Origin of the sequence: Pseudovibrio sp. Ad26, from assembly GCF_001623285.1 — a bacterium.
In the GTDB taxonomy this organism is placed as follows: Bacteria; Pseudomonadota; Alphaproteobacteria; order Rhizobiales; family Stappiaceae; genus Pseudovibrio; species Pseudovibrio ascidiaceicola.
Map to the genome: position 1 here is coordinate 136,167 of NZ_LMCE01000063.1, position 22,914 is coordinate 159,080.

20 protein-coding genes are annotated in these 22,914 nt (G+C 52.7%); 7 read left to right on the forward strand and 13 right to left on the reverse strand.

Features of this window, described 5'->3' with window-relative positions; genetic code table 11:
* Positions 1 to 35: 35 nt before the first annotated feature.
* From serS to PsAD26_RS16055, 11 genes are all read right to left on the reverse strand, one after another.
* A complete protein-coding gene (gene serS, locus PsAD26_RS16005) occupies positions 36 to 1,313 on the reverse strand; it encodes a serine--tRNA ligase (protein ID WP_063311250.1) in 1,278 nt (425 codons plus the stop codon).
* Positions 1,314 to 1,385: 72 nt separating this feature from the next.
* Positions 1,386 to 2,171, reverse strand: coding sequence for a twin-arginine translocase subunit TatC (gene tatC, locus PsAD26_RS16010; protein ID WP_057466252.1), 786 nt, complete (start codon positions 2,169 to 2,171; stop codon positions 1,386 to 1,388).
* Between the two features lie 12 nt (positions 2,172 to 2,183).
* On the reverse strand, positions 2,184 to 2,672 hold the full coding sequence (gene tatB, locus PsAD26_RS16015) for a Sec-independent protein translocase protein TatB (protein WP_057466251.1): 489 nt from the start codon (positions 2,670 to 2,672) through the stop codon (positions 2,184 to 2,186).
* 170 nt (positions 2,673 to 2,842) lie between these two features.
* Positions 2,843 to 3,088, reverse strand: coding sequence for a twin-arginine translocase TatA/TatE family subunit (locus PsAD26_RS16020; RefSeq protein ID WP_057466250.1), 246 nt, complete (start codon positions 3,086 to 3,088; stop codon positions 2,843 to 2,845).
* An 82-nt stretch (positions 3,089 to 3,170) separates the two neighbouring features.
* Positions 3,171 to 4,253, reverse strand: a complete 1,083-nt coding sequence (locus PsAD26_RS16025) for an ABC transporter ATP-binding protein (RefSeq protein ID WP_057466249.1) — start codon at positions 4,251 to 4,253, stop codon at positions 3,171 to 3,173.
* A gap of 57 nt (positions 4,254 to 4,310) precedes the next feature.
* Positions 4,311 to 5,027: an SMC-Scp complex subunit ScpB gene (gene scpB / locus PsAD26_RS16030; RefSeq protein WP_057466248.1), complete on the reverse strand. Its 717-nt coding sequence runs from the start codon at positions 5,025 to 5,027 to the stop codon at positions 4,311 to 4,313.
* Positions 5,024 to 5,896, reverse strand: a complete 873-nt coding sequence (locus PsAD26_RS16035) for a ScpA family protein (protein WP_063304013.1) — start codon at positions 5,894 to 5,896, stop codon at positions 5,024 to 5,026. The genes scpB and PsAD26_RS16035 overlap by 4 nt, the downstream gene beginning before the upstream one ends.
* A gap of 65 nt (positions 5,897 to 5,961) precedes the next feature.
* On the reverse strand, positions 5,962 to 6,975 hold the full coding sequence (nagZ, locus tag PsAD26_RS16040) for a beta-N-acetylhexosaminidase (RefSeq protein WP_063311251.1): 1,014 nt from the start codon (positions 6,973 to 6,975) through the stop codon (positions 5,962 to 5,964).
* Positions 6,976 to 7,048: 73 nt separating this feature from the next.
* The gene (locus PsAD26_RS16045) at positions 7,049 to 9,868 is read right to left on the reverse strand and encodes an SPOR domain-containing protein (RefSeq protein ID WP_063311252.1); all 2,820 of its coding nucleotides are present in this window, start codon (positions 9,866 to 9,868) and stop codon (positions 7,049 to 7,051) included.
* A gap of 80 nt (positions 9,869 to 9,948) precedes the next feature.
* Entirely contained in the window at positions 9,949 to 11,703 is a 1,755-nt protein-coding gene (gene argS, locus PsAD26_RS16050) for an arginine--tRNA ligase (protein WP_063311253.1), read from the reverse strand.
* Positions 11,704 to 11,793: 90 nt separating this feature from the next.
* Positions 11,794 to 13,011: a deoxyguanosinetriphosphate triphosphohydrolase gene (locus PsAD26_RS16055; RefSeq protein ID WP_063304016.1), complete on the reverse strand. Its 1,218-nt coding sequence runs from the start codon at positions 13,009 to 13,011 to the stop codon at positions 11,794 to 11,796.
* Positions 13,012 to 13,327: 316 nt separating this feature from the next.
* Here PsAD26_RS16055 and erpA point away from each other — a divergent pair, with 316 nt between their 5' ends.
* The 4 genes from erpA to mgrA all read left to right on the forward strand — a co-directional run bounded on the left by erpA (position 13,328) and on the right by mgrA (position 16,270).
* A complete protein-coding gene (erpA, locus tag PsAD26_RS16060; protein ID WP_063290856.1) occupies positions 13,328 to 13,669 on the forward strand; it encodes an iron-sulfur cluster insertion protein ErpA in 342 nt (113 codons plus the stop codon).
* A 212-nt stretch (positions 13,670 to 13,881) separates the two neighbouring features.
* Positions 13,882 to 14,121 carry a hypothetical protein gene (locus tag PsAD26_RS16065; protein ID WP_063311254.1) on the forward strand — a complete coding sequence of 80 codons (240 nt, stop codon included), beginning with the start codon at positions 13,882 to 13,884 and terminating at the stop codon, positions 14,119 to 14,121.
* Positions 14,122 to 14,312: 191 nt separating this feature from the next.
* Entirely contained in the window at positions 14,313 to 15,095 is a 783-nt protein-coding gene (gene xth, locus PsAD26_RS16070) for an exodeoxyribonuclease III (protein WP_063288823.1), read from the forward strand.
* Between the two features lie 113 nt (positions 15,096 to 15,208).
* Positions 15,209 to 16,270: an L-glyceraldehyde 3-phosphate reductase gene (gene mgrA, locus PsAD26_RS16075; RefSeq protein WP_063311255.1), complete on the forward strand. Its 1,062-nt coding sequence runs from the start codon at positions 15,209 to 15,211 to the stop codon at positions 16,268 to 16,270.
* A gap of 47 nt (positions 16,271 to 16,317) precedes the next feature.
* Here mgrA and PsAD26_RS16080 read toward each other — a convergent pair whose 3' ends face one another.
* Both PsAD26_RS16080 and PsAD26_RS16085 read right to left on the reverse strand, forming a co-directional pair.
* A complete protein-coding gene (locus tag PsAD26_RS16080; protein WP_063311256.1) occupies positions 16,318 to 16,806 on the reverse strand; it encodes a hypothetical protein in 489 nt (162 codons plus the stop codon).
* Positions 16,807 to 17,004: 198 nt separating this feature from the next.
* A complete protein-coding gene (locus PsAD26_RS16085; RefSeq protein ID WP_063311257.1) occupies positions 17,005 to 17,379 on the reverse strand; it encodes a carboxymuconolactone decarboxylase family protein in 375 nt (124 codons plus the stop codon).
* 284 nt (positions 17,380 to 17,663) lie between these two features.
* Between PsAD26_RS16085 and PsAD26_RS16090 the strand changes: the two genes are divergently transcribed.
* From PsAD26_RS16090 to pflA, 3 genes are all read left to right on the forward strand, one after another.
* The gene (locus PsAD26_RS16090; RefSeq protein ID WP_063311258.1) at positions 17,664 to 18,791 is read left to right on the forward strand and encodes an alanine racemase; all 1,128 of its coding nucleotides are present in this window, start codon (positions 17,664 to 17,666) and stop codon (positions 18,789 to 18,791) included.
* A 680-nt stretch (positions 18,792 to 19,471) separates the two neighbouring features.
* Positions 19,472 to 21,763 (forward strand): formate C-acetyltransferase, encoded by a 2,292-nt coding sequence (pflB, locus tag PsAD26_RS16095; RefSeq protein WP_208985724.1) that lies wholly within the window; start codon positions 19,472 to 19,474, stop codon positions 21,761 to 21,763.
* Between the two features lie 308 nt (positions 21,764 to 22,071).
* The gene (pflA, locus tag PsAD26_RS16100; RefSeq protein ID WP_057466240.1) at positions 22,072 to 22,806 is read left to right on the forward strand and encodes a pyruvate formate-lyase-activating protein; all 735 of its coding nucleotides are present in this window, start codon (positions 22,072 to 22,074) and stop codon (positions 22,804 to 22,806) included.
* Positions 22,807 to 22,914: the final 108 nt, after the last annotated feature.

The following is a 22,914-nucleotide window of genomic DNA, read 5'->3' on the forward strand; positions in this document are numbered from 1 at the left end:
CCGCCCTTCTGCTGAAAATACGCTTACATCAATTTTTAAGCGCCAATGACTTCAAGGCCATTCATGTACGGGCGAAGAACCTCAGGAACCGTAACTGTTCCGTCTGCATTCTGATAGTTTTCCATCACAGCAATCAGGCAGCGCCCAACAGCAAGGCCAGAGCCGTTCAAAGTATGAACGAATTTCAGAGCCTTCTCGCCTTCCACGCGGTAACGTGCATTCATGCGGCGGCCCTGGAAGTCACCACAAACAGAACAGGAAGAAATCTCGCGATAAGCATCCTGACCTGGCAGCCAAACTTCAATATCGTAGGTTTTACGAGCACCAAAGCCCATATCACCAACACACAGTGTGACGACACGGTAGTGCAAGCCAAGCAGCTTCAGAACCTTTTCAGCAGACTCACGCATCCGCTCCAGCTCTTCCAGAGAGCTGTTCTCATCCGTAATAGAAACAAGCTCACACTTCTGGAACTGATGCTGACGCAGCATACCAGCCGTATCACGACCAGCAGACCCAGCCTCAGACCGGAAACAATAGGTCAGAGCAGTCATACGCAGTGGCAGGTCCGCCTCAGCAAGCGTCTCACCAGCAACCACATTCGTCAGCGGAACTTCTGCTGTTGGAATAAGCCAGTGATCATTTGTCGTACGGAACAGGTCTTCAGCAAACTTCGGCAGCTGGCTGGTGCCGTAAAGCGCATTATCGCGCACCAACAGCGGAGGAGAAACTTCGGTATAGCCGTTTTCCTGAGTGTGCAGATCAATCATGAACTGACCAATCGCACGCTCCAGACGCGCAATCTGACCTTTCAGCAACACAAAACGGGAGCCAGACATTTTAGCAGCGGTTTCAAAGTCCATGCCGCCAAGTTGCTCACCCAGCTCGTAATGTTCTTTCTGCTCAAAGTTGTTACGCGGCTTTTCGCCATGCGTGTGAAGCAAAACGTTGTCAGCCTCATCCGCACCAAGCGGAACATCCTCATGCGGAATATTGGGGATAACAGCCAAAGCCTCTTCAACAGCAGCAGTTAACTGGCGCTGAACTTCTTCACCACTATGAATAAAGCTTTTAATTTCGGCAACTTCAGCCTTCAGGGCCTCTGCTTTTTCCTTGTCGCCCTGGCCCATGGCCATGCCGATTTCTTTGGATGCGGAGTTACGGCGCTGCTGCGCCTCCTGAAGCTTGGTGGTGTGGGAACGGCGCGCATCGTCCAGTTCAACGAGCAGCGCAGCGCGTGGCTCTTGGCCGCGTTTAGCGAGAGCTGTATCAAAGCTCTCCTGATTTTCACGAATCCACTTGATATCAAGCATAACTTAGTAACCCCGGCAGGTTTGCCTTCAAATAACCCGCCGGGAAACTCGTAAATCAGGGTGGAAGTGAGACTAGGCCTCTTCTTCCGCTTCCTTCTCTTTACGTTTCTTCTCGACGAGCCTTACACAATAGATGGAGACTTCGTAGAGAAGCAGAGTAGGAAGTGCAAGACCGATCTGCGAAATCGGATCAGGAGGTGTTAAAATTGCCGCAGCTGCAAACGCAGCAACCACAGCATATTTCCGCTTACCCTTCAAAGACTCAGAGGTCACAAGACCCGCGCGTCCCATAAGCGTCAAAACAACCGGAAGCTGAAAAACCAGACCGAACGCGAAGATCAGAACCATCACAAAGCTCAGGTACTCACTCACACGCGGAAGCATCTCAATGGACGCTTGCCCGTCCATGCCCATCTGCTGCATGGCTAGGAAGAAGCCCATCGCCATTGGCAGCACAAGGTAATAAACCAGCGACCCGCCAATCACGAACAAAATAGGTGTCGCGACCAGATACGGAATAAAGGCACTGCGCTCGTGCTTATAAAGCCCGGGCGCCATGAACATGTAAATCTGACTGGCAAGAACCGGGAAGGCAATAAACAGCGCTCCAAACAAAGCCAGCTTCATCTGCGTGAAGAACCATTCATGCGGAGCGGTGTAGATCAGCTTGACTTCAATACTTTCCCCGGCCGCTGCTGAAAACGGCTCGATCAGGAAGTTGAAGATGTCATTTGAGAAGTAAAAGCAAACCGCAAAGGCAATAGCGATCGCAATCACCGACTTCATCAGGCGGGAACGCAATTCGATCAGGTGCTCAATCAGTGGCGCACGCGAATCTTCAATTTCGTTATCACTCATAAAATAGCCGCCCTAGCTTTCATCTTTGCTGGAAGGAGTGCTTGCGGCACTTTCTTTTGCTTTTTGCGTGGAAGCCAGTTCAGCTGAAGAAACAACTTTCTGCGTCGGAACCTCTGCTTTCACAGGCGCAGCTTCTGGCGCACTGTCCGGCTTGCTCTCCGAAGACCCCTCACCGTTCAGCGAGCTTTTCACATCGCTCTCCGCAGTTTTCATGCTGTCCTGAAGCTTCTTCTTCTCGTCCGCCAATGTCTTTTTCAAGTCATCAAGTGGATTGAAGTTTTGTGCGGCATCAGCCTGCTTCCGCATTTCATCAATGCCGGTCTGCTTCTCCGCTTCTTTGACAGCGTCATTCAAACTAGACTGAAACTCGCCAGCCATACGCCGCACACTGCCGATTGTGCGCCCGATTGTGCGCAACATGCCCGGCAGTTCTTTGGGGCCAACCACCAAAATGGCAACCACAGCAACAAGCAGCAGCTCTGTCCATGCGATATCGAACATAAAGAAGCCGTTTCGTTAGTGTCTCAATGACAGCCCGTTGCCAGGCTCTCATCATAGACATGTCGTGCCGCCAACGGCACATTCACTAGGGAAAGGCGTAGATCACAAACTCTAAGCCAGAAAACGCCGACTTTCCCTAGGTAATTTACACAGACTACCTTAAAGGAGACTTAGTCCTTTTTCGCGGTGTCTTCAGTTTTTTCCTGCGCATTCACGGTGTCACCCGGCGCATGGTCGATCACTTTAGGATCTTCTTCTTTTTCTTTTGCTTCCGCAGCATCATCATTCAGCCCCTTTTTGAAGCTGTTGATGCCCTTTGCAACATCGCCCATCAGCTCGGAAATCTTTCCGCGACCAAACAGCAGAACTACGACAACCGCGATGATGACAATTTGCCAAATACCAATTGAGCCCATCAACCAAACTCCTTAAGAACCCTGAACTGTGTTTTGAGAGACACTACATCCCCCAGATACTAATAGGTAGTATCCAGAAGAATTACCCACTATGATTTACTGACGTCTCTCGCCCAAAAACCAAAACATTCTCTGCATTTATACACAAGTCTATGACATTTTCTGGGTAGAATTGTAATACATCCCTCGTACGAATACGTAGAAGACGCTCAATTCCATCAACTTGTACGTCCAGAAGATCTGTCTCACCTGCCATTGCGCGAGAAATTACTCTGCCTTTGAACTGTCCCTCACCATGGCATACCTTTAAGTGATGTGGTCTTACACATAAGGTCGCATGAGCCCCTTCTTCAAGGCCATTAGAGGAAAAATTCCCGATAGGCGTGACCACACGGCCACCAACAACTTTTCCGGGTATCTCATTGAGATCGGAAAAGAATTTAGCGGCAAACAAACTATTCGGGCGGAAGTAGATATCCTCTGGCGTCGCCAGCTGTACCACCTCCCCATTACGCATCAGCGCAATCCGGTCACCCACGCGCAAGGCTTCTTCAGGATCATGGGTCACCACAACCGCTGTCGCACCTTGCATTTTGATCATATCCAGCGTCTGCGTGCGCACATCATCACGCAAGCGACTGTCCAGTCCTGAAAATGGCTCATCCATCAACAAAGTATGAGGCCGCGGTGCCATTGCACGCGCCAGCGCAGCACGTTGCTGCTCACCTCCAGACAATCCATGCGGATAATCATCCAGATACTGGCCAAGTCCAACCATGTGCAGCGCATCACGCGCACGGCGCTCGGCCACTTCAGAAGAAAGGTCGGAAAGACCAAACTTCACATTCTCAAGAATCGTTAGATGCGGAAACAGCGCATAGTCCTGGAACATAAGCCCCACACCGCGCTTTTCCGGTGGCAGAAAAGTCCGCTCATCAGCAACCACAGAACCATTGATCCGGACGCTTCCCTGCTGCTGACGCACAACACCAGCTGCAATACGCAGCACCGTTGTCTTTCCGCAACCAGAATGCCCTAGCAAACACAGCACTTCTCCGCTTTTCAATGAAAGCGAAACACCGCGAACCGCAGGTAAGTCCCCATAATGATGGTAGATATTGTCAAACACCAGCCGTTCTGATGCTGCAACCTTCCCTGGCTCCATTCGTCCCTCATAAAACTTGCAAGGCGGCGAACACAACATCGCGCCCCTTGCATGTGTTTATTTTTCTCCGGCGTCTTCTTCAAGTGCGCCAGTTGCAAACATTTCACTTTCTTCCAGAGGATCTTCATCTTCTGTCAGATCAATACTGTCATCTGGTGCTGGCACATGGAAGCTGGCAGGGATCGCACTATCAAGCAGCCCTGCCCCTTTCAGCTCTTCCAGTCCCGGCAAATCCTTAATGTTCTCAAGACCAAAATGATCAAGAAAATCAAAGCTCGTTCCATAAGTTACAGGACGCCCTGGTGTTCTGCGTCGACCACGCATGCGCACCCAGCCCGTTTCCAGCAGCACATCAAGCGTGCCCTTAGATGTAGAAACGCCGCGAATATCTTCAATCTCTGCGCGGGTCACAGGTTGGTGAAAGGCAATAATAGCTAATGTTTCCAGTGCAGCTCGCGACAAGCGCCGCTGCTCAACCGCTTCCCGGTGCAAAATAAACGACAGATCTTCAGCAGTACGGAACGACCACCGGTCCTCGGCAGACCGCAGCTGCACGCCACGCTTGCGATAATGAGCACGTAAGCGATTGAGTGCGCCGCGAATATCCCGATCACCGGGAATACGCTTTGTCAGCTCGGTAAAACTGAGAGGCTCCGCACTGGCAAAGATCAAAGCTTCAACCATGCGCTCCGTTTCTAAAAGCTCCCCGGCATCCGCAACTTCAATCGCCTCATCTTGTGAGACTGTGTCGAGCAGGTCTGGCGTTTTACTCATGACAACTCAACCTCTTTTTCCTGAAGCTCTTCAGCAGGCTCACCCGCACCAATCTCTTCCGGCGTCCGCTGTGAGGCACGCACATAGATCGTCTCGAACGGCCCGGACTGCTGAATATCGATCACGCCTTCACGCACCAGCTCCAGACTGGCCGAAAACGCAGAAGCCATAGCCGTCGCCCGCTCCTGCGGATCTTCCAGATAAGCCGTCAAAAACCGCTCAATCGGCGTCCATACTGCGACCTGCCCCACAAGACGGGTCAGAATATCGCGCGCATCCTGAAGCGACCAAACCTCACGCCGTTTCACATGCACGGACGTCACCGAGTGGCGCTGGCGCTGAGAGGCATACGCCATCAGCAAATCATAAAGCGTGGCAGTCCAAACACTGCGCCGTTCAACCGACACAGTTTCAGGAGCACCACGCGCAAACAGATCCCGTCCAAGACGCGACCGGTTCATCAGCTTTGCAGAAGCATCCCGCATGGCTTCTAATCGTTGCAGACGAAACGCCAGCGCCGCTGCCAGTTCTTCACCCGTTGGCTCGTCGCTGTCTTTTTGCTGCGGAATAAGCAAACGGGATTTCAGATAAGCCAACCACGCTGCCATCACTAGATAGTCTGCAGCCAGCTCCAGCCGCAAACGGCGCGCTTCCTTTACAAACTCAAGATACTGCTCTGTCAGCGCCAGAATGGAGATCTTGGTGATGTCAACCTTCTGGCTGCGGGCCAGTGTGAGCAAAACATCAAGCGGGCCCTCAAACCCGTCCACATCCACAAGCAGGTTCGGGTCGCCAGTCGCGGGCTGCTCCACAGCCGCCGCGCCTGCCAACGCTTCCTCTATCTGCTCTGTGGCCTCAACGTCGCTCAAGCATCAATCCCTTTAAAGCGTATCTCTGAAGAGCATGTCCTGCACTCCGGTAAGACGACACCCTCTCAAACTTTCACACACAGCTCATCAAACTCCGCGCGCAATGCCGTTTCCTCCCCATCAAACATTTGGGTATTTCGCTGCATAGCTGCCTTGATGCGCTCAGCGCGTTTGCCATCTATCTCCGGCACAGCCGAAGCAACCACCTTCATCTCATCCAGCTCACCATTGCAATGCAGAACAAGATCACATCCCGCTGCAACAATTTTCTCAACCCGGCTCTTCAGATCACCGCCAAGCGCTTTCATGGAGATATCATCACTGATCAGGACACCATCAAAACCAATCGCTTCCCGGATAACCTTCTGAATAGCATAGGAAGATTGCGTAACAGGATGATCTCCATCAATCTCTTTAAACACGATGTGAGCTGTCATCCCCATCGGACAGTCCCGCAAGGATTTGAATGGCAAAAAGTCCCGCGCTTCAAGCTCCTCAAGTGGGCTTGTCACTTCAGGCAAGGAAAGATGACTATCAACCAGCGCCCGGCCATGGCCCGGCATATGCTTCATAACCGGCATCACACCAGCAGCAAGACAGCCATCCATCGCAGCGCGGCCCAGATCACTCACAAGCGCAGCATCAGAGCCATAAGCCCGCAGACCAATAATGTTGCTCGCACCTTCAATGGGCATATCAAGACACGGAATACAGTTGGCGTTCAACCCAAGATCACGCAGATCCAGCCCAATCAGCAAGGCATGCAAATAAGCAGCTCGTTTCGCCGCCTCAACATCCTGCGCATAAAGCCGCCCGATCGTCCCTGCCGCTGGATAGACTGGCACATGCGGCACACCAAAGCGCTGCACACGCCCGCCTTCCTGATCAATGAAAACAGGTGCATCCGCACGGCCAACAGCCTCGCGAAAATCAGCGCAAAGACGACGGATTTGCGTCGGCGTTTCCATGTTTCTAGCAAAGAGGATCAGACCAAACGGCTGCTGGTCGCGAAAAAAGGCTTTGTCCTCAGCGCTGAGCTCAGGTCCAAGGCATCCGGAAATGAACGATTTTAAAAACATGAGTAAAGCTGGTAGCTTGACGCTGTTACGGCGTCAAGCTCCAAAGCGTAGTCCCTGAAAAGGGAAAGCGTATTTAGTTGCGGCGAACGTAACAGTCACCACCAGCAGATTTAAACTCACCGCAGAAGGTGTTTGCACTGGTCGGACCATCAAACGGAACCTGAATGCGGTAGTAAATGCCTTTGTCGCCAAGATCAGCACGCGTAATAACCGGTGTCACCAAAGCCATCAGGTTTGGATAGCGACTGTTGTAGCGACGGATCTGACCACGTGCATCCTCAACAGTGCGCACAGACGCCACCTGCACGATGTAAGTTCCACCTGGGATCTCACCCACAACGCCTGCACCCGGTGTCGGAGTTGGAGCAATCGCCTGCGGATTTACAGCAGCTGTCTGCGTATTCTGGTTGCCAGTCAGGTTCAGCGGTGCGTTGCTGGCACGAGACGTCGGCTGCGGCTGCAGCGGCGTCAGTGTGTTGGAGCGAACAGTACTGCGGCCTGTATTGGCAGACGCCACAACAAACGGCTTGGACTGAGGCACAACACTCACACCCAGAAGCGTATTACGCGTCTCGGTCCGCGTTGCCACTGGAGCATTCGCAAACGCATCCTGCAAACTTGTCGCAGTTGGTACAGCTGCAGTCTGCTGGTTTGCGCTCTGGGTTTCACCCGGAAGTGGGTCCCACTGCCCAGACGTTGCCGCTGGTGTCGTGCTACCCGTATTCTGCGGATTGCTGTTGCGCACAGTGCTGCTTGTGACAACACGAGGCTGCGCAGACACATTTGCCTCTGCACCAGCCCGCTGAACGATGGTCCCGTCAGGACGAACAATAACGGTCCGCACCTTCTTCGTCGGGTTCACATCAAACACGCTGGACTTTGCAGTATCCGTTTCGCTGGATGCTGGCGGCAATGGTGTAACAGCTGCATCTTCACGCTGAATCATCTTCTCGCCAGTGACTGGCTGAGACGCTTCCTCCGGAGAAAAGACTTTTGCTGTGTCGTTCTTAGGCTGCGCAGAAGGAGATGGAACCTCCTTCATTGGAGAGGCATCAGCTCGAATAATTGGTGGTGGAGTTGCATCTCTGCCTGTTCCACCGAAGTCGAACAGGAACAGACCGGCACCGCCAACCACAACAATACCGCCAATGAGCGAAGCAGCCATCAGGCCTTTGCGCATACCGCCACTGCGGTTCTCTTCTGCTTCAATCGGAACATCAACAGAAACGCGTGGCACAGCTTGCGGAAGAACACCGCCATCAAGGCTCGGATCTTCTTTGCGCATAGCTTGCGCCACAGCGTCAAGATCATATCCGCCAGGAGGAGGAGATTGCTCTTCACCAGGCTTTTTCGCTGCATTCATTGCCTCTTGATGAGCAGCTTCCGTCTGCGCCAGCTTTTCAGCAGCAGCAGGCCAGGACATTTCATCCAAAGACGTATCGTTGGCAACGCTTTCGTCCAGCTGCCAGGCATCATCACCTTCAACGGCAAATGGATCGATTTCCTGAGCAACCTGTTCAAAACCGGCACTCATGCGCTCAAATTCATTCAGCTCTGCAGCCACTTCAGGACCGATTTCAACTTCCGGCTCTGGTTCTAGCTGCGGCTCCTGCGCAATTTCATCTGCAAAGATGTCATCAACGCTCGCTTCAATGTCCAGCGCAACATTTCGCACTGGCTGAGGCGCAACAGGTTCGGCAACAACGCTTGGCTGCGCTTCCTCGTCAAGACTGAACTCAGCCAACAAAGCTTCTTCAAGATGCTTGGCAGGAATAACCGTTTCCTGTGCAGACACTTCAGGAGCGCTGATGTGCTCACCCTCAAGCTCAGCACCGGTATCCATCGCAAACGCTGTCATATCCGGTTCAAATGAAACAGGATCAGCAGCAGGTGCCACATCATCATGCGTGCCGCGCAACTGAGGCGCGACAGGAGCTTCTTCAATCGCAGGCGTTGGTGCCGGCTGAACAGGCTTGGCAGCAGCTGCTGCGGTTGCACGCTCAGCAGCACGCTCGGCGCGCCAGCTGTCATAATCACTCTGGGAAAGCTCATCCAGAGCTCTCGGCGAAGCAGACGCCACATTTTGTACAGGCGCAGCAGGCTCAGCAACGCGCGGTGTTTCAACCACACGTGGAGCATCCACTGTGCGGCGTTCAAGGCGCTCACGCAAAGTCTGCTCAGGGCGCACATCCCGTGCGCCAACAGCATCCAGCGTCGGTGTCGCACGGCTCACGGACCGTTGAGGACGAGACGTCTGCTCACGCTCCACCTGAGACTGATTGAGAGAGGCAACAAGGCTCTCTTCAAGATCGCGCGAAAGAATATCATCCATTTCCGGCTCTGCAGTCACATCAGCAGCAGTCACAGACTGGCGCACAGGTGCAGGAGCAGGAACTGGCTTTGCTTCAGGCACAGCCGCCGCTTTTGGAACCGGTGGAAGGTCACTGACGTAGTCAACAGCCTCACTCGGCGCACCGGCGGACAACGCAGCAGCGCTCAAATCCGCAAACGGATCAGCATGTGCAGGTGACGCGGAGGTTTTTGGAGATGCAAAAACAGCATCCAGAGCCGCAAATGAATCTTGAGTTGATGCAGGCTCATTCACTTCAGCTGCACCCACTGAATAATCATCGGCCAACGTGGCGTCCTGAGAGCCATGCTGAGGAGCATGATCGGCAGTTACACTGCGCTCATCAGTCTTTGGAAACAGCGGACGGTCAGAGACTTCGCTTTCTACGCGAGAACTAGGACGGTACTGAGCAGCGCTCTCCCCGACAATTCTGGCAAGTTCTACGAGCGGATCTTGATCGCCTGCCCACTGTTGCGGTTCATCGCCTGCCGTTTGCCTAGCAGAAACCTCACCCGGACCCGGATACTTGGAGCGATTGGTCATTGCAGCGGTGTTTTCCCTTAAATAAGAGGCTCGCAATCCCCACCGCGAACCTCCAGTACTCTATCAACTATGCTCAGGCGCTAGCGCATTTCATTTGGTGCAGTGACACCCAAAACATTGAGGCCAGAAGCTATTACCTGTGAAACTGCGTAAACTAACGCGAGTCGAGCTTTGGTTAATTCTGGCGTTTTATCATTAATAAAGCGTAATTGCGGCTTTTCCTTGCCTCGAGACCAGTGGCTGTGAAGCGCATTGGCCAGCTCATAAAGATAGAACGCGATGCGGTGCGGCTCGTGATTTTCTGAGGCTCCGTCTACAATTCGAGGCCATTGAGCCATCTTCGCGATCAGTGCCAGCTCACCCTCATCTTCAAGTTGTGCAAAATCTACAGACTGCAACTCTTCAGGGGTATTGGAGTACCAATCCAGCTCTCCAGCAGCCTGACGCAGCACAGAATGACACCGAGCGTGACCGTACTGAACATAAAACACTGGATTGTCTTTTGACTGCTCTTTCACCTTGTCAAAATCGAAGTCCAGCTGCGCATCGTTCTTACGATAGAGCATCATAAAGCGTACCGCATCTACGCCCACTTCATCAACCACATCGCGAAGGGTGATGAAATTACCAGAGCGCTTGGACATTTTGAACTCAGCACCGCCCTTAAAGAGCTTCACGAGCTGACACAGACGCACAATCACATCCACATCACCGCCGGAGATCGCATTGCCGATCGCTTCCAGACGCTTCACATAACCGCCATGGTCCGCACCAAGCACAAAGATGATCTCTTTGAACCCACGCTCAATCTTGTCGCGCATGTAAGCAACGTCAGCGGCAAAGTAGGTGTAGCTGCCATCAGACTTTACCAGCGCACGGTCACTGTCATCGCCGTAGTTGGAGGAACGGAACAGGGTCTGTTCACGGTCTTCCCAGTCGTCAGGCACTTCGCCTTTTGGTGGTGGCAAAGTGCCAGTGTAAACCAGATCGCGCTGACGCAGAGCATCCAGCGTCAGATCAATGGCATTCCCCTGACCGTGCATGGTCTTTTCAGAAAAGAACACGTCGTGCTTCACGTTCAAAGCACTCAGGTCTTCACGGATCAGATCCATCATCTTGTCAACGGCATAGCCCTTGAGCATAGCGTGACGCTCGCCCTTGCCCATCTCTTTCAGGCGCTCACCATATTCCTCTGCCAGCGCTTTGCCGACGGGAATAAGGTATTCGCCCGGATAATAGCCCTCAGGGATCTGACCGATGTCTTCACCCAGTGCTTCGCGGTAACGCAGGAAGGCGGACTTCGCCAGAGTATCAATCTGGGAGCCAGCATCGTTGATCACGTATTCACGGGTCACATCATAACCGGCAAACTGCAACAGGCTTGCCAGCGCATCACCCACAACAGCACCGCGTGTATGGCCCACATGCATCGGTCCGGTCGGGTTCGCGGATACATACTCCACGTTCACCTTCAAACCGGCACCACGGCTGCCACTGCCAAACGCATTGCCCTTGGCAACAACATCTGCCAGCACGCGTTCCCAAATAACTTTGTTTACGCGGATGTTGATGAAGCCAGGTCCGGCAATATCAACAGCATCAACTTCACTGTCGGCGCGCAGGCCTTCTGCAATCTTTTCGGCAAGATCACGCGGCTTCATCTTCAGCTGTTTAGCCAGCACCATGGCAGCATTAGTCGCCAGATCGCCATGAGCAGCATCCCGAGGAGGTTCAACAGTCACTCGTCGCAGATCCAGCTCCGGCGCGTCAGCAGCAAGGTCGAGACCCTTGACTACACTGTTTACCCTTTCGGCGAAGTCTGCAAAGATGTTCATTTTTAATAGCCTAGTTTGACAGCTCACAGGGTTTTGCGAAGCCGCAGCCCCACATAAACTCCATGAATTAATAGTGTTTGAATTGGCGCATTACCCCAGTTCTGGGGTATCGTCAAATAATCGTCGGTGTTCGTCTATGGCATAACGGTCCGTCATGCCTGCAATGAAGTCACAAACCCTACGGGCCTTCACATCATCACCCTCGCCTTTCAGTCCCGTACACCATGGTTCTGGCATTCTTTCCGGTGCCTTAAAGTAGGCATGGAACAAATCCCGCACCACTTTGGCAACCTTCCTGCGAACCGCCAGAACACTTTCGTGTCGGTACAGATTGGCAAACAAAAACTCTTTCAACTCGCGCTCTTCTCGCGCCATTTCAGTTGAAAAGGCAATAACAGGACCATTTGCATCACGAATATCCCCGCATTTCTTGGGAGAAACCTGATTAATTCGCGAAATACTCTCCGCAATCACATCCTCCACCATGCCGGTGATACATCTGCGCCCGATCTCATGAATACGCCGCGCATCCTCAAGACCGGGATATTTCCCGTCCACCTCGTCTAAAATACGCTTCAGATACGGCACCTCTTTCATGGCCTCAAAGCTAAGCAACCCAGCCCGCAATCCGTCATCCAGATCATGCGCGTCATAAGCAATATCATCTGCAATCGCTGCAACCTGCGCCTCTGCACTTGGCCACGACCACAGCAGCAAATCCTGATGCCTGGCATATTCGCTCACAGCAAACGGCAGATGCTTGCCTTCAAGCTTGCCACAAGGCGCACCGGATCGATCCGTTAGCGGCCCATTATGCTTCACAAGCCCTTCCAGCGTTTCCCACGCCAGATTGAGGCCATCAAACTCGGCATACCGGCGCTCAAGGTCCGTCACAATGCGCAGAGACTGGGCGTTGTGGTCAAACCCGCCATAGTCCGCCATGCATTCATGCATCACGTCCTCGCCCTCATGCCCAAACGGAGTGTGTCCAAGATCATGCGCCAGCGCCAGACACTCGGCCAGATCCTCATCCAGCCGCAGCGCACGTGCAAGCGAACGCGCAATCTGGGAGACCTCAATGGTGTGCGTCAGGCGTGTGCGGAAGTGATCGCCCTCATGGTACACAAAGACCTGCGTCTTGTGCTTGAGGCGGCGGAAAGCAGCACTATGAATAATACGATCTCGATCACGCTGAAACGGCGTGCGTGTCGGGCTTTCCGGTTCTGGAAAAAGTCGGCCACGGCTGACTTCCGGATCAACAGCATACTCCGCCCGTGGCTGAGCACCGTATCCTAACGTCTTGACCATTCTTTATCCCCCGCCCCTTACAATCAGAAAATGCCCAGGTCATTCCCTGCGATTTTCGTATCACAGCAATGACATAACAGATGTAAAAGCCCTGTAAACAACCGCTTTCCCAAGCCAAATGTAATTTAGCAATAAAATACTATGGAAATTACCATGGAGACCACCTAAATTATAAGGCAATGCGCATTCCCGAAAAGTGGCTACCGGTTTTCGGATAAGAATACGCAGATAAATAATCTTTAAAGCTGTTTAAGCAGCCCAAACCAAAAGCAAACAGCTTTAAAGAAAGTACGCAAGCCGAAACAAGACTGAGCTTATGACCCAGACCCCTGAAAATACCGTCGGCTTGACCGACAAGGCCGCAAAACGCGTCGCCCAGATACTGGAAACAGAAACCAATGGCAGCATGCTCCGCATTTCTGTCGAAGGTGGCGGCTGCTCCGGTTTTCAATACAAGTATGACATCGTAAAAGAACAGGAAGATGACGACCTCGTCCTCGCCAAACTCGGCGCAACGGTTCTCATCGACAGCATCTCCCTGCAATATATGGCAGGCTCGCAAATTGATTTCGTAACAGATCTCATGGGCCAGTCCTTCCAGATCTCAAATCCTCAGGCCGCCGCCGGCTGTGGATGCGGCACAAGCTTCTCCATCTAAGATAAGCCAGTCGCACATCAGGGGAATAAGTTAAAAAGCGGGCGTGAATGCATCCCAAAGCAACCACGCCCTACCAGCCTCAAAGCCCCGCCCCATAAGAACGCAGTTTTCCCGCATTCCTTTCAAACCAACGCACATTTCAACGCAAACAAGTTATCCTCGTTCCGCGTAGAACTTGTTCCCTCCCATGCAAACACCCTCAGAGAAGCCTCATGCTGTCCTTTCAAAACGCACACAAGCTGGTTGTTTACGCGCTCTTGAGTATTGGCATACTGCAGATCGCAACATCACTCATAGCGAACTGGCATTTCGGCGTCTTTGCTTACACCGCTGATCAGTTTGTGACCCAGGCATCCGTCCTTATGAGTTCATTTGCAATCGGCGGGCAACTCATTGCGCTGGCCTTTATCCTTGAGTACCTCAAAAGGCTTTTGGATCAGAAAGCCAAGTAAAGCGGCCTCAGGATTACCCGATAACGCCCGACAAGGCCTCATCCACACACACTTGACCTGCCTGCCTTGCCCTCCTCGGGCACCGTGCTAGAACAAATCAAGACACATATAGACCAAGCAGCCAGAGCGACTGCTGCAAATGCATTGATGCGCAGAGCTCTGACCTCACTGCTTTCTCGAAGGGAAACCCGATGAAAATCGCAAGCTGGAACATTAATGGCGTCAAAGCGCGGTTAGAAACGGTTCTCAAATGGCTCGAAGAAGAACAACCGGATGTCGCCTGTTTTCAGGAAATTAAATCGGTTGATGAGAATTTCCCACGCGCTCCGTTTGAGGAGCTGGGTTACAATCTGGAAACCCACGGCCAAAAAGGCTTCAACGGTGTCGCAATCCTCTCCAAACGCCCGTTTGAGGAGGTTAACCGCCGCCTGCCGGGTGAAGATGAAGACGAGCAAGCCCGTTATATCGAGGCCGTTATCGCCGGCGACAACGAGCCGATCCGCGTTGGCTGCCTCTATCTACCAAACGGCAATCCGGTAGAGACCGAAAAGTTTCCATATAAACTGCGCTGGATGGATCGCCTTCACAAACACGCCGTTAAGCAGCTGGAAAAGGAAGAAGCCTTCCTGCTGGTTGGCGATTACAACGTCATTCCTGAGCCGGAAGACGCAAAGAAGCCAGAGGCTTGGGTTGGTGATGCTCTCTTCCGCCCGGAAAGCCGCCAGCGTTTCCGCGCCCTGCTCAACCTCGGCTTCACCGAAGCCGTCCGCGCCACCAACGGCACTGCCGGAACCTACACGTTCTGGGATTATCAGGCAGGCGCATGGCAACGCGACAACGGCATCCGCATCGATCACCTGCTGCTCTCACCGGAAGCCGCCCGCATCATGCAGGGCGTTGGCATCGACAAACACGTCCGCGGCTGGGAAAAACCATCAGACCACGTCCCGGTCTGGGTTGAACTCTCCGCTTAAATACCGCGCTCGTTTTGAGCGTACCCTCCAAAAGTTCTGGTGGCGACCGCGCCACCAGCCCTCCTTATTTTTTCCATCCAAAACAAATAAACAGAAGTCTGGGAGGACATCTGATGGCTTGGCAACCAGCTGAAAATCGCTATGACACCATGAAGTACAACCGCTGCGGGAAGAGTGGCCTCAAGCTACCTGCCATTTCCCTCGGTCTCTGGCACAACTTCGGTGAAACCACTCCACACCAGACCAAACGCGAAATGTGCCGCACGGCGTTCGATCTGGGCATCACCCACTTCGACCTTGCCAACAACTACGGCCCGCCTCCAGGCAGTGCAGAAACCGCCTTTGGTGAGATCTTGCGCACCGACCTTGCCGGATACCGCGACGAACTCGTCATCTCTTCCAAAGCAGGGTATGACATGTGGCCGGGACCATATGGCGAATGGGGCAGCCGCAAGTACCTTATGGCCAGCTGCGATCAGTCCTTGAAGCGCATGGGACTGGACTACGTCGACATCTTTTATTCCCACCGTTTTGATCCGGACACGCCACTGGAAGAGACCATGATGGCCCTCGACCAGATCGTCCGTCAGGGTAAAGCGCTCTATGTTGGCATCTCCTCCTACAACTCCAAGCGCACCAAGGAAGCAGCGAAGATCCTGAAGGAACTGGGCACCCCATGCCTGATCCATCAGCCAAGCTATTCCATGCTCAACCGCTGGGTGGAAGAAGACGGCCTGCTCGACACGCTGGAAGAAGAAGGCATCGGATCGATCGTCTTTTCCCCGCTTGCACAGGGCATGCTGACCAACAAATACCTGGGCGGCGTTCCGCAGGACAGCCGCGCGGGCAAACACGTCGGCTCCTTTCAGGAAAGCTTCCTCAACGAAACCACCCTGAACCACATTCGCTCGCTGAACGAGATTGCTGAGAACCGTGGGCAGACACTGGCCCAGATGGCTCTGGCATGGGTTCTGCGCAAAGGCCGCGTCACTTCTGCTTTGATCGGCGCAAGCCGTAAGGAGCAAGTGATCGACTGTGCAGCCACCATCAACAATCTGGAGTTCACAGAGGAAGAACTGACCGCCATCGATCAGTACGCCACAGAAGCCAACATCAACCTCTGGGCCCAATCCTCCGAACGCGAAGGCCCATCCCGCCCCGCGAAGAAGAATTAAGGATTAAGCGCGCGGAGCATCGCTCCGCGCGACCTCAAGATATCTGATCAGCAAGTAGCTGCTCGGCGCAGTTTAAACTTCTTAGGCGCTTTGCATTTTTGCAAAATATACGGCGCCTTTTTGGAACGACTAAGTCCATAAGGATCCCCCTTCAAAGAGGCAACGACACCTTTGGCGGAGAACTCCCGAGGTGTACAGCTCCACTTGCCGCCACGTTTATCGGTGACCGGATTGTAAGTGTTTGAACCATACTGGTAGCAAACCAACTTCCCGTCCACTTTCCATCTGCCGGGAAGAACCACTTTGTTTCCAGGGTACCAAAGGAAATTCGATTTATTCGACCCGAAGTACTCTACCTGGAAACCATGTAATCGATTGAAGCTCAGATAAGTCCGACCAGCTTTCGGGTATTCAGGAAAAAGGTTCTCCTGATACATGATGCGGGAAAATTCCTTTTGAGAGGAAACCCCAGAATTACAACCCGCCAAAATCGCCAGCACGCCAACCATGAGCGCGCGTCGCAGCAACACCTTCATACCCAATCTCCATATATGCAACTTTCACACAATTGGAGTAACAGCAGGAAATCAAACTTAGAAGTGCGCGCAAGCAAAACACAACTTATATCAAGAACAATCTGCCAAGCTATATCATTGATATTTAAATTAAAATATTATTTTAATAAAGGTATATAGAGGTTAGCTCATCACCCACCTCCATATCCAGACACTCTATCAAGACCGCGGATCCAGCCCCTTTTCTTCAAAATACGCGATTGCTGTATTCAGGCCATTCAAGGCGGCAGGCACGCCTGCATAGACCGCCATTTGCCAGATGATCTCAAGAATCTCGGAGGGCCGCGCACCTGAGTTTAGTGTGTGCTCAATGTTCATGGTCAATTGCGGCCCTGTATGGCCGCCCATCGCTGTCAAAGCCGCAATGCTGCACAACTGCCGGGTCTTTAGGTCAACCCCTTCCCGGCCATAATGCTTGTCGTAGGCCCAGTCCACCACACTCTCAGACATACCGGGCACCGCAGCATCATATTTATCAGCAAGCTTCTTCTTCAGTTCAGGATTTAAAATACTCAGGACTTTCTCCGCATTCATTAGCCAGTCTCCTCAAGCCGTAAACAATCGCCGATCAGACCTGCCTATCTGCCTCCTCTTGATAATCAGTGTGTTAATCATCGAGAAGTTGAGGAGATTACGGCAAGCACTCAGTCTGCTCACCCATCAGTGCAGCATGTATTGTAAGTTCATAAGATCCCTTAAGAGACTGAAATAGTGAGAAAATGTAGCTCTCTTGTAAAACCGGCAGCACCGACTGTTTATTCCGTCTCAGATCTGCTAGGCATTTTTACGAGGAACACACTGGACTGCGGAGCCGCTGAATGCTTGAAGACCTTCAAACCCCTTGCCTTTTGCTTGATGAAACCGCAATGCGCCGAAACATCAAAGGCATGGCAGACAGGTTCAAACAGATCGGCGTCCCGCTGCGCCCGCACCTCAAGACAGCCAAATCCATCGATGTCGCCCGGATACTGCAAGAGCACGGTGCAGACCGCTGGACCGTCTCCACGCTGAAGGAAGCAGAGTACTTTTCCTCCTTTGGCCTCCAAGATATCCTCTATGCCGTCTCCATCATCCCGCAGAAGATGGAACGCATCATGCACCTCAACCGCGCAGGCGCTCAAATGTCCATCTGTCTGGACAGCACCGAGATGGCAAAACACCTTGCTACCATGACACTGGATGGCCCAAAGCCGCGCATCTATCTGGAGGTCGATGTGGACGGACATCGCACCGGCGTGCAGGCAGATCAACAGCGCGTGGTAGATGTCGCCAGAATACTTGCAAACGCATCTAACGTGGAGTTCGCCGGCGTTATGGCCCACGGCGGCGGCGTGAGTTATGCAGCAAACGGCAAGCAGGAACTGGAAGCTGCTGCGGAACAGGAGCGCACCGCAACCCTCGCCGTTAAAGATGCCATTATGGAAGCAGGCCTACCCTGCCCGCAAGTCAGCATCGGCTCCACACCTACAGCCCTCTTCGGAACATCATTTGACGGAGTTTCGGACGTTCGCGCAGGCGTTTACGTGTTTCAGGATGTGTTTCAGGCAAACCTTGGCATGTGCGCAATGGAAGATGTGGCTGCCACCGTACTCACCAGCATCATCAGCCACGCCCCACACCTCAACCGCATTGTCGTCGATGCTGGCGGACTGGCACTCTCCAAAGACCGCTCCTGCGCAAGCCAAAGCAATGACTGCGGTTTCGGCCTGCTAAGCGATGCAGACGGACACATCGATCCGCTACTCTACGTGCAAGGTGTCAGCCAGGAGCATGGCTACATCACCACCAGAGACGGAAGCCCTCTTCCCTTCGAGCTGTACCCTCTGGGATCACAGCTCCGTGTTCTGCCCAACCATTCTTGCATGACTGTCGCCGCCTATGAGGGGTACCATATGATCGACGGAGACCATGAAGGAGAGTGGTGGCCGCGCTGTAACAGGTGGTAGGTCAACCCGTTCCATCAATTACATCGGTCACGTCTCATTGAGCCCTACAGATTGTCGCACTAGGAAATTGATTGGCAAAAGTTTTTTCCAATTCCAGCACTCTGAATCTCCCGTGGATATCACCGTTTACCAATCAAGATTTGTGGTGAAATTGAGTCTTTTTGGCCACCTCCAGGTGCTGCCCTGAACCGCAAAAGTCGATTTTCCACGCCCACCACTAATATTTCAAACTTCGCATATCAGCTATGCAAAATTGACCTACCTACATTATACTTACTATAATGTACTTAGACCGCACCTAAGTGAAAATGCGGGCGCCCTGTTACACTGTTTCGCAAACGCACAAAATCCACACCTCCTAACACGCAATTTCCTAAGCAAATTCATAGGACTAGAACCATTCCAGGCCTCCTTGCAACGCACACAACTTGAGCGAGTTATATCACCACCCACAACTGGTCGCCCAATATCCAAAATGTATGCATTTGTATAATGTTGCCTTGCATTTTTTGCAGGTCTGCCAGCCATTTCGGAATTGACATAAATCAAGATGCGGCCCCACTTGAGGCGTACAGTCAATGTCAACAAGCACTGGACGCAAGGAAGCGTAACTCACTGCAAGCCTTTGGAATTTACTTGTAGCACCACGCTAAATTGCTCAAATGATGAAGGACCTAAAAATGGGCGTTCACCAGAACATCGATAAAGCTACCTCCGACACTCTTCCTTTTCTGAAAGACGACGGGCCCAAGGCTTACGCAGGTTTCAAAAAGGGTGACTGGAACAAAGAAATTGACGTGCGCAATTTCATTCAGCTCAACTACACCCCTTATGAAGGTGCTGACGACTTCCTTGCTGGCCCAACCGCTGCAACAACCAAACTCTGGGACAACGTTCTTGAGTTGATGAAAGAAGAAAACAAGAAAGGCGTTCTCGACGCTGACACTGAAGTTGTTTCTTCTATCGTTTCTCACGCACCAGGCTACATCAACAAAGATCTCGAAAAGATCGTTGGTTTGCAGACCGATGCCCCATTGAAGCGCGCTTTGATGCCTTACGGCGGCCTGAAAATGGCAGCCGCCGCTCTGGAGAGCAATGGTTACAAACTCTCAGAAAAAACCGCTGAGGTTTTCTCTAAGCACCGCAAAACACACAACGACGGTGTGTTCGATCTTTACACTCCGGAAATTCGCCGCGCTCGTTCCGCTGGCATCGTAACCGGCCTTCCAGATGCTTATGGCCGTGGCCGCATCATCGGCGATTACCGCCGCGTTGCGCTGTATGGCATCGACAAGCTGATGGAAGACAAGAAAGCACAGCATGCTTCTCTGGACGGCAACGTCCTGAACGAAGAAACACTGCGCCTTCGTGAAGAAATCTCAGAACAGTACCGCTCCCTCGCTGAATTGAAGGAAATGGGCGCTGCACACGGCTGCGACATCAGCCGCCCTGCAGAAAACGCTCGCGAAGCTATTCAGTGGCTTTACCTTGGCTACCTTGCTGCGATCAAAGAGCAGAACGGTGCAGCCATGTCTCTGGGCCGCACAACCACCTTCCTCGACGTGTACATCCAGCGCGATCTGGACAAAGGCGTCATCACGGAAGATGAAGCACAGGAACTGATGGATCACTTCGTCATGAAGCTCCGTATGGTTCGCTTCATGCGTACTCCAGACTACAACGCGCTGTTCTCTGGCGATCCGGTATGGGTAACTGAATCCATCGGTGGCATGGGCGTCGATGGCCGCACACTGGTCACCAAAAGCTCCTTCCGTGTTCTGCAGACCCTTGTGAACCTCGGCCCTGCACCAGAACCAAACCTGACCGTTCTGTGGTCCGAGCATATGCCTAAGGGCTTCAAAGACTACTGCTCAAAGATCTCCATCGAGACCTCTTCTGTTCAGTACGAAAATGATGACCTGATGCGTCGTTACTGGGGTGATGACTACGGTATCGCTTGCTGTGTATCTGCAATGCGCATTGGCAAACAGATGCAGTTCTTCGGCGCCCGTGCCAACCTTGCAAAAGCAATGCTTTACGCAATCAACGGCGGCATCGACGAGAAAACTGGCAAACAGGTTGGTCCAAAAGCACACCCAATCACCGGCGACGTGCTGGAATGGGATGAGCTGGAACCACTTTACGACCAGATGCTCGACTGGATTGCAAAGGTCTACGTTCAGGCGCTGAACTGCATCCACTTCAGCCACGACAAGTACAACTACGAGCGCGTTGAAATGGCGCTGCATGACCGCGACATCCTGCGCACCATGGCATGTGGTATTGCTGGCCTATCCGTTGTTGCTGACAGTATCTCCGCAATCAAAAACGCGAAGGTCAACATCATCCGTAACGACGAAGGTCTCGCAGTTGATTACGAAATTGAGGGTGATTTCCCTTGCTTCGGTAACAACGACGACAGCGTTGATGTGATTGCAGAAGGCATCATGAAGAAATTCATGGGCAAAATCCGCAATCAGCCAATGTACCGCAATGCGACACCGACACAGTCTGTCCTGACCATCACATCCAACGTGGTGTACGGTAAGAAGACTGGCTCTACTCCGGATGGACGTAAAGCGGGCGAACCATTTGCACCGGGTGCAAACCCAATGCATGGCCGTGACCAGAAGGGCGCAGTGGCTTCCATGAAGTCTCTCTGCAAACTTCCATACGAAGACAGCCAGGACGGTATCTCTTACACCTTCTCCATCATCCCGGGCGCACTGGGCAAGGACGAAGCTGAACGGATCGACAACCTGTCCCACCTGCTCGACGGTTACATGCATGACATGGGTCACCACATCAACGTGAACGTGTTCGACCGCAAGACCTTGGAAGATGCGATGGAACATCCTGAACTGTACCCACAGCTCACCGTTCGTGTCTCCGGTTACGCAGTGAACTTCATCAAGCTGACCCGTGAACAGCAGATGGATGTGATCAACCGTACATTCCACGGTCAGCGCTAACAGCACTGGGCCAACGGTCAGCGCTGTTAGCGCTAACCTCTCAATCTCCAAGACAAGGCGCGGGATTCAGTCCCGCGCCTTCTTTGCTGCGACAAATCCGCTGAAACGTGCTCCAATTGCTCAAAATGAGTGCGACAGGAGCGCACATGCACCGAAAATGGATGGCTGCGTTGCACAATTTCATCTTTAAAAACAAGGTCAAAGGCCTTACTTTTAAAGCATTATAAAAAGTAGAAGCGGCTAGAGGAAAAATCCTCACTCCCTATCTAAAACAGGTCGCTCGCAAACAATGATAAAGGACGCCAGCCATGCAAGACACCATGGGCTATGTTCACTCAGTAGAAACAGGCGGAACGGTAGACGGTCCGGGCCTGCGCTACATTGTGTTCACCTCTGGCTGTCCGCTGCGCTGCCTGTACTGCCACAACCCGGACACTCTGAAGCTGAAAGCTGGCAAACAATCCTCCGCCTATGAGCTTTTGAAGGACATCTCCACCTACCGCACCTATTTTGAAACCGGTGGCGGCGGCCTGACCGTGAGTGGCGGTGAACCTATGGCACAAAAAGAGTTCCTCAAAACGCTTCTTTGGGGCTGTAACCAGATGGGCGTTCACACCACTGTGGACACATCCGGCTACCTGCACGCCAACCTCGATGACGAAACCATCGACATGGCAGACCTCTACCTGCTCGACATCAAGTCCTGGGTGCCAGAAACCTACAAGAAGGTCACCGGCGTTGAAGTTGGCCCAACCCTTGAGTTCGCAAAGCGTCTGGAAAAGATGGAAAAAGACGTCTGGATCCGCTTCGTGCTGGTACCGGGCCTCACAGACGCCCCTGAAAATGTTGAAGGCGTCGCAAAGTTCGTCTCCGAGCTTGGCAACGTAAAGCGCGTTGATGTGCTGCCCTTCCACAAAATGGGCGAACACAAATGGCAATCCATGGGCAAATCCTATCAGCTCAAAGACACCCGCGAGCCTTCAGCTGAAGAAACGGAAGCCGCAAAAGAAACCTTCCGCAAGTACGGACTGGACGTGCACTGAAGCCTAGGGCTTTTTAAAATGCCACGCTTCAGCCACAGGCGCCCCAAAGATACCTGTCGATTACATAGGTTCTCCTGAATTTCAGGAAAAAGTCGCCACAATACCTTC

What these genes read in the sequence shown, in the direction of transcription:
- serS (WP_063311250.1), bottom strand. Translation starts at nt 1,313, where the DNA reads ATGCTTGATATCAAGTGGATTCGTGAAAATCAGGAGAGCTTTGATACA.
- tatC (WP_057466252.1), bottom strand. Translation starts at nt 2,171, where the DNA reads ATGAGTGATAACGAAATTGAAGATTCGCGTGCGCCACTGATTGAGCAC.
- tatB (WP_057466251.1), bottom strand. Translation starts at nt 2,672, where the DNA reads ATGTTCGATATCGCATGGACAGAGCTGCTGCTTGTTGCTGTGGTTGCC.
- PsAD26_RS16020 (WP_057466250.1), bottom strand. Translation starts at nt 3,088, where the DNA reads ATGGGCTCAATTGGTATTTGGCAAATTGTCATCATCGCGGTTGTCGTA.
- PsAD26_RS16025 (WP_057466249.1), bottom strand. Translation starts at nt 4,253, where the DNA reads ATGGAGCCAGGGAAGGTTGCAGCATCAGAACGGCTGGTGTTTGACAAT.
- scpB (WP_057466248.1), bottom strand. Translation starts at nt 5,027, where the DNA reads ATGAGTAAAACGCCAGACCTGCTCGACACAGTCTCACAAGATGAGGCG.
- nagZ (WP_063311251.1), bottom strand. Translation starts at nt 6,975, where the DNA reads ATGTTTTTAAAATCGTTCATTTCCGGATGCCTTGGACCTGAGCTCAGC.
- PsAD26_RS16045 (WP_063311252.1), bottom strand. Translation starts at nt 9,868, where the DNA reads ATGACCAATCGCTCCAAGTATCCGGGTCCGGGTGAGGTTTCTGCTAGG.
- argS (WP_063311253.1), bottom strand. Translation starts at nt 11,703, where the DNA reads ATGAACATCTTTGCAGACTTCGCCGAAAGGGTAAACAGTGTAGTCAAG.
- PsAD26_RS16055 (WP_063304016.1), bottom strand. Translation starts at nt 13,011, where the DNA reads ATGGTCAAGACGTTAGGATACGGTGCTCAGCCACGGGCGGAGTATGCT.
- erpA (WP_063290856.1), top strand. Translation starts at nt 13,328, where the DNA reads ATGACCCAGACCCCTGAAAATACCGTCGGCTTGACCGACAAGGCCGCA.
- PsAD26_RS16065 (WP_063311254.1), top strand. Translation starts at nt 13,882, where the DNA reads ATGCTGTCCTTTCAAAACGCACACAAGCTGGTTGTTTACGCGCTCTTG.
- xth (WP_063288823.1), top strand. Translation starts at nt 14,313, where the DNA reads ATGAAAATCGCAAGCTGGAACATTAATGGCGTCAAAGCGCGGTTAGAA.
- mgrA (WP_063311255.1), top strand. Translation starts at nt 15,209, where the DNA reads ATGGCTTGGCAACCAGCTGAAAATCGCTATGACACCATGAAGTACAAC.
- PsAD26_RS16080 (WP_063311256.1), bottom strand. Translation starts at nt 16,806, where the DNA reads ATGAAGGTGTTGCTGCGACGCGCGCTCATGGTTGGCGTGCTGGCGATT.
- PsAD26_RS16085 (WP_063311257.1), bottom strand. Translation starts at nt 17,379, where the DNA reads ATGAATGCGGAGAAAGTCCTGAGTATTTTAAATCCTGAACTGAAGAAG.
- PsAD26_RS16090 (WP_063311258.1), top strand. Translation starts at nt 17,664, where the DNA reads ATGCTTGAAGACCTTCAAACCCCTTGCCTTTTGCTTGATGAAACCGCA.
- pflB (WP_208985724.1), top strand. Translation starts at nt 19,472, where the DNA reads ATGGGCGTTCACCAGAACATCGATAAAGCTACCTCCGACACTCTTCCT.
- pflA (WP_057466240.1), top strand. Translation starts at nt 22,072, where the DNA reads ATGCAAGACACCATGGGCTATGTTCACTCAGTAGAAACAGGCGGAACG.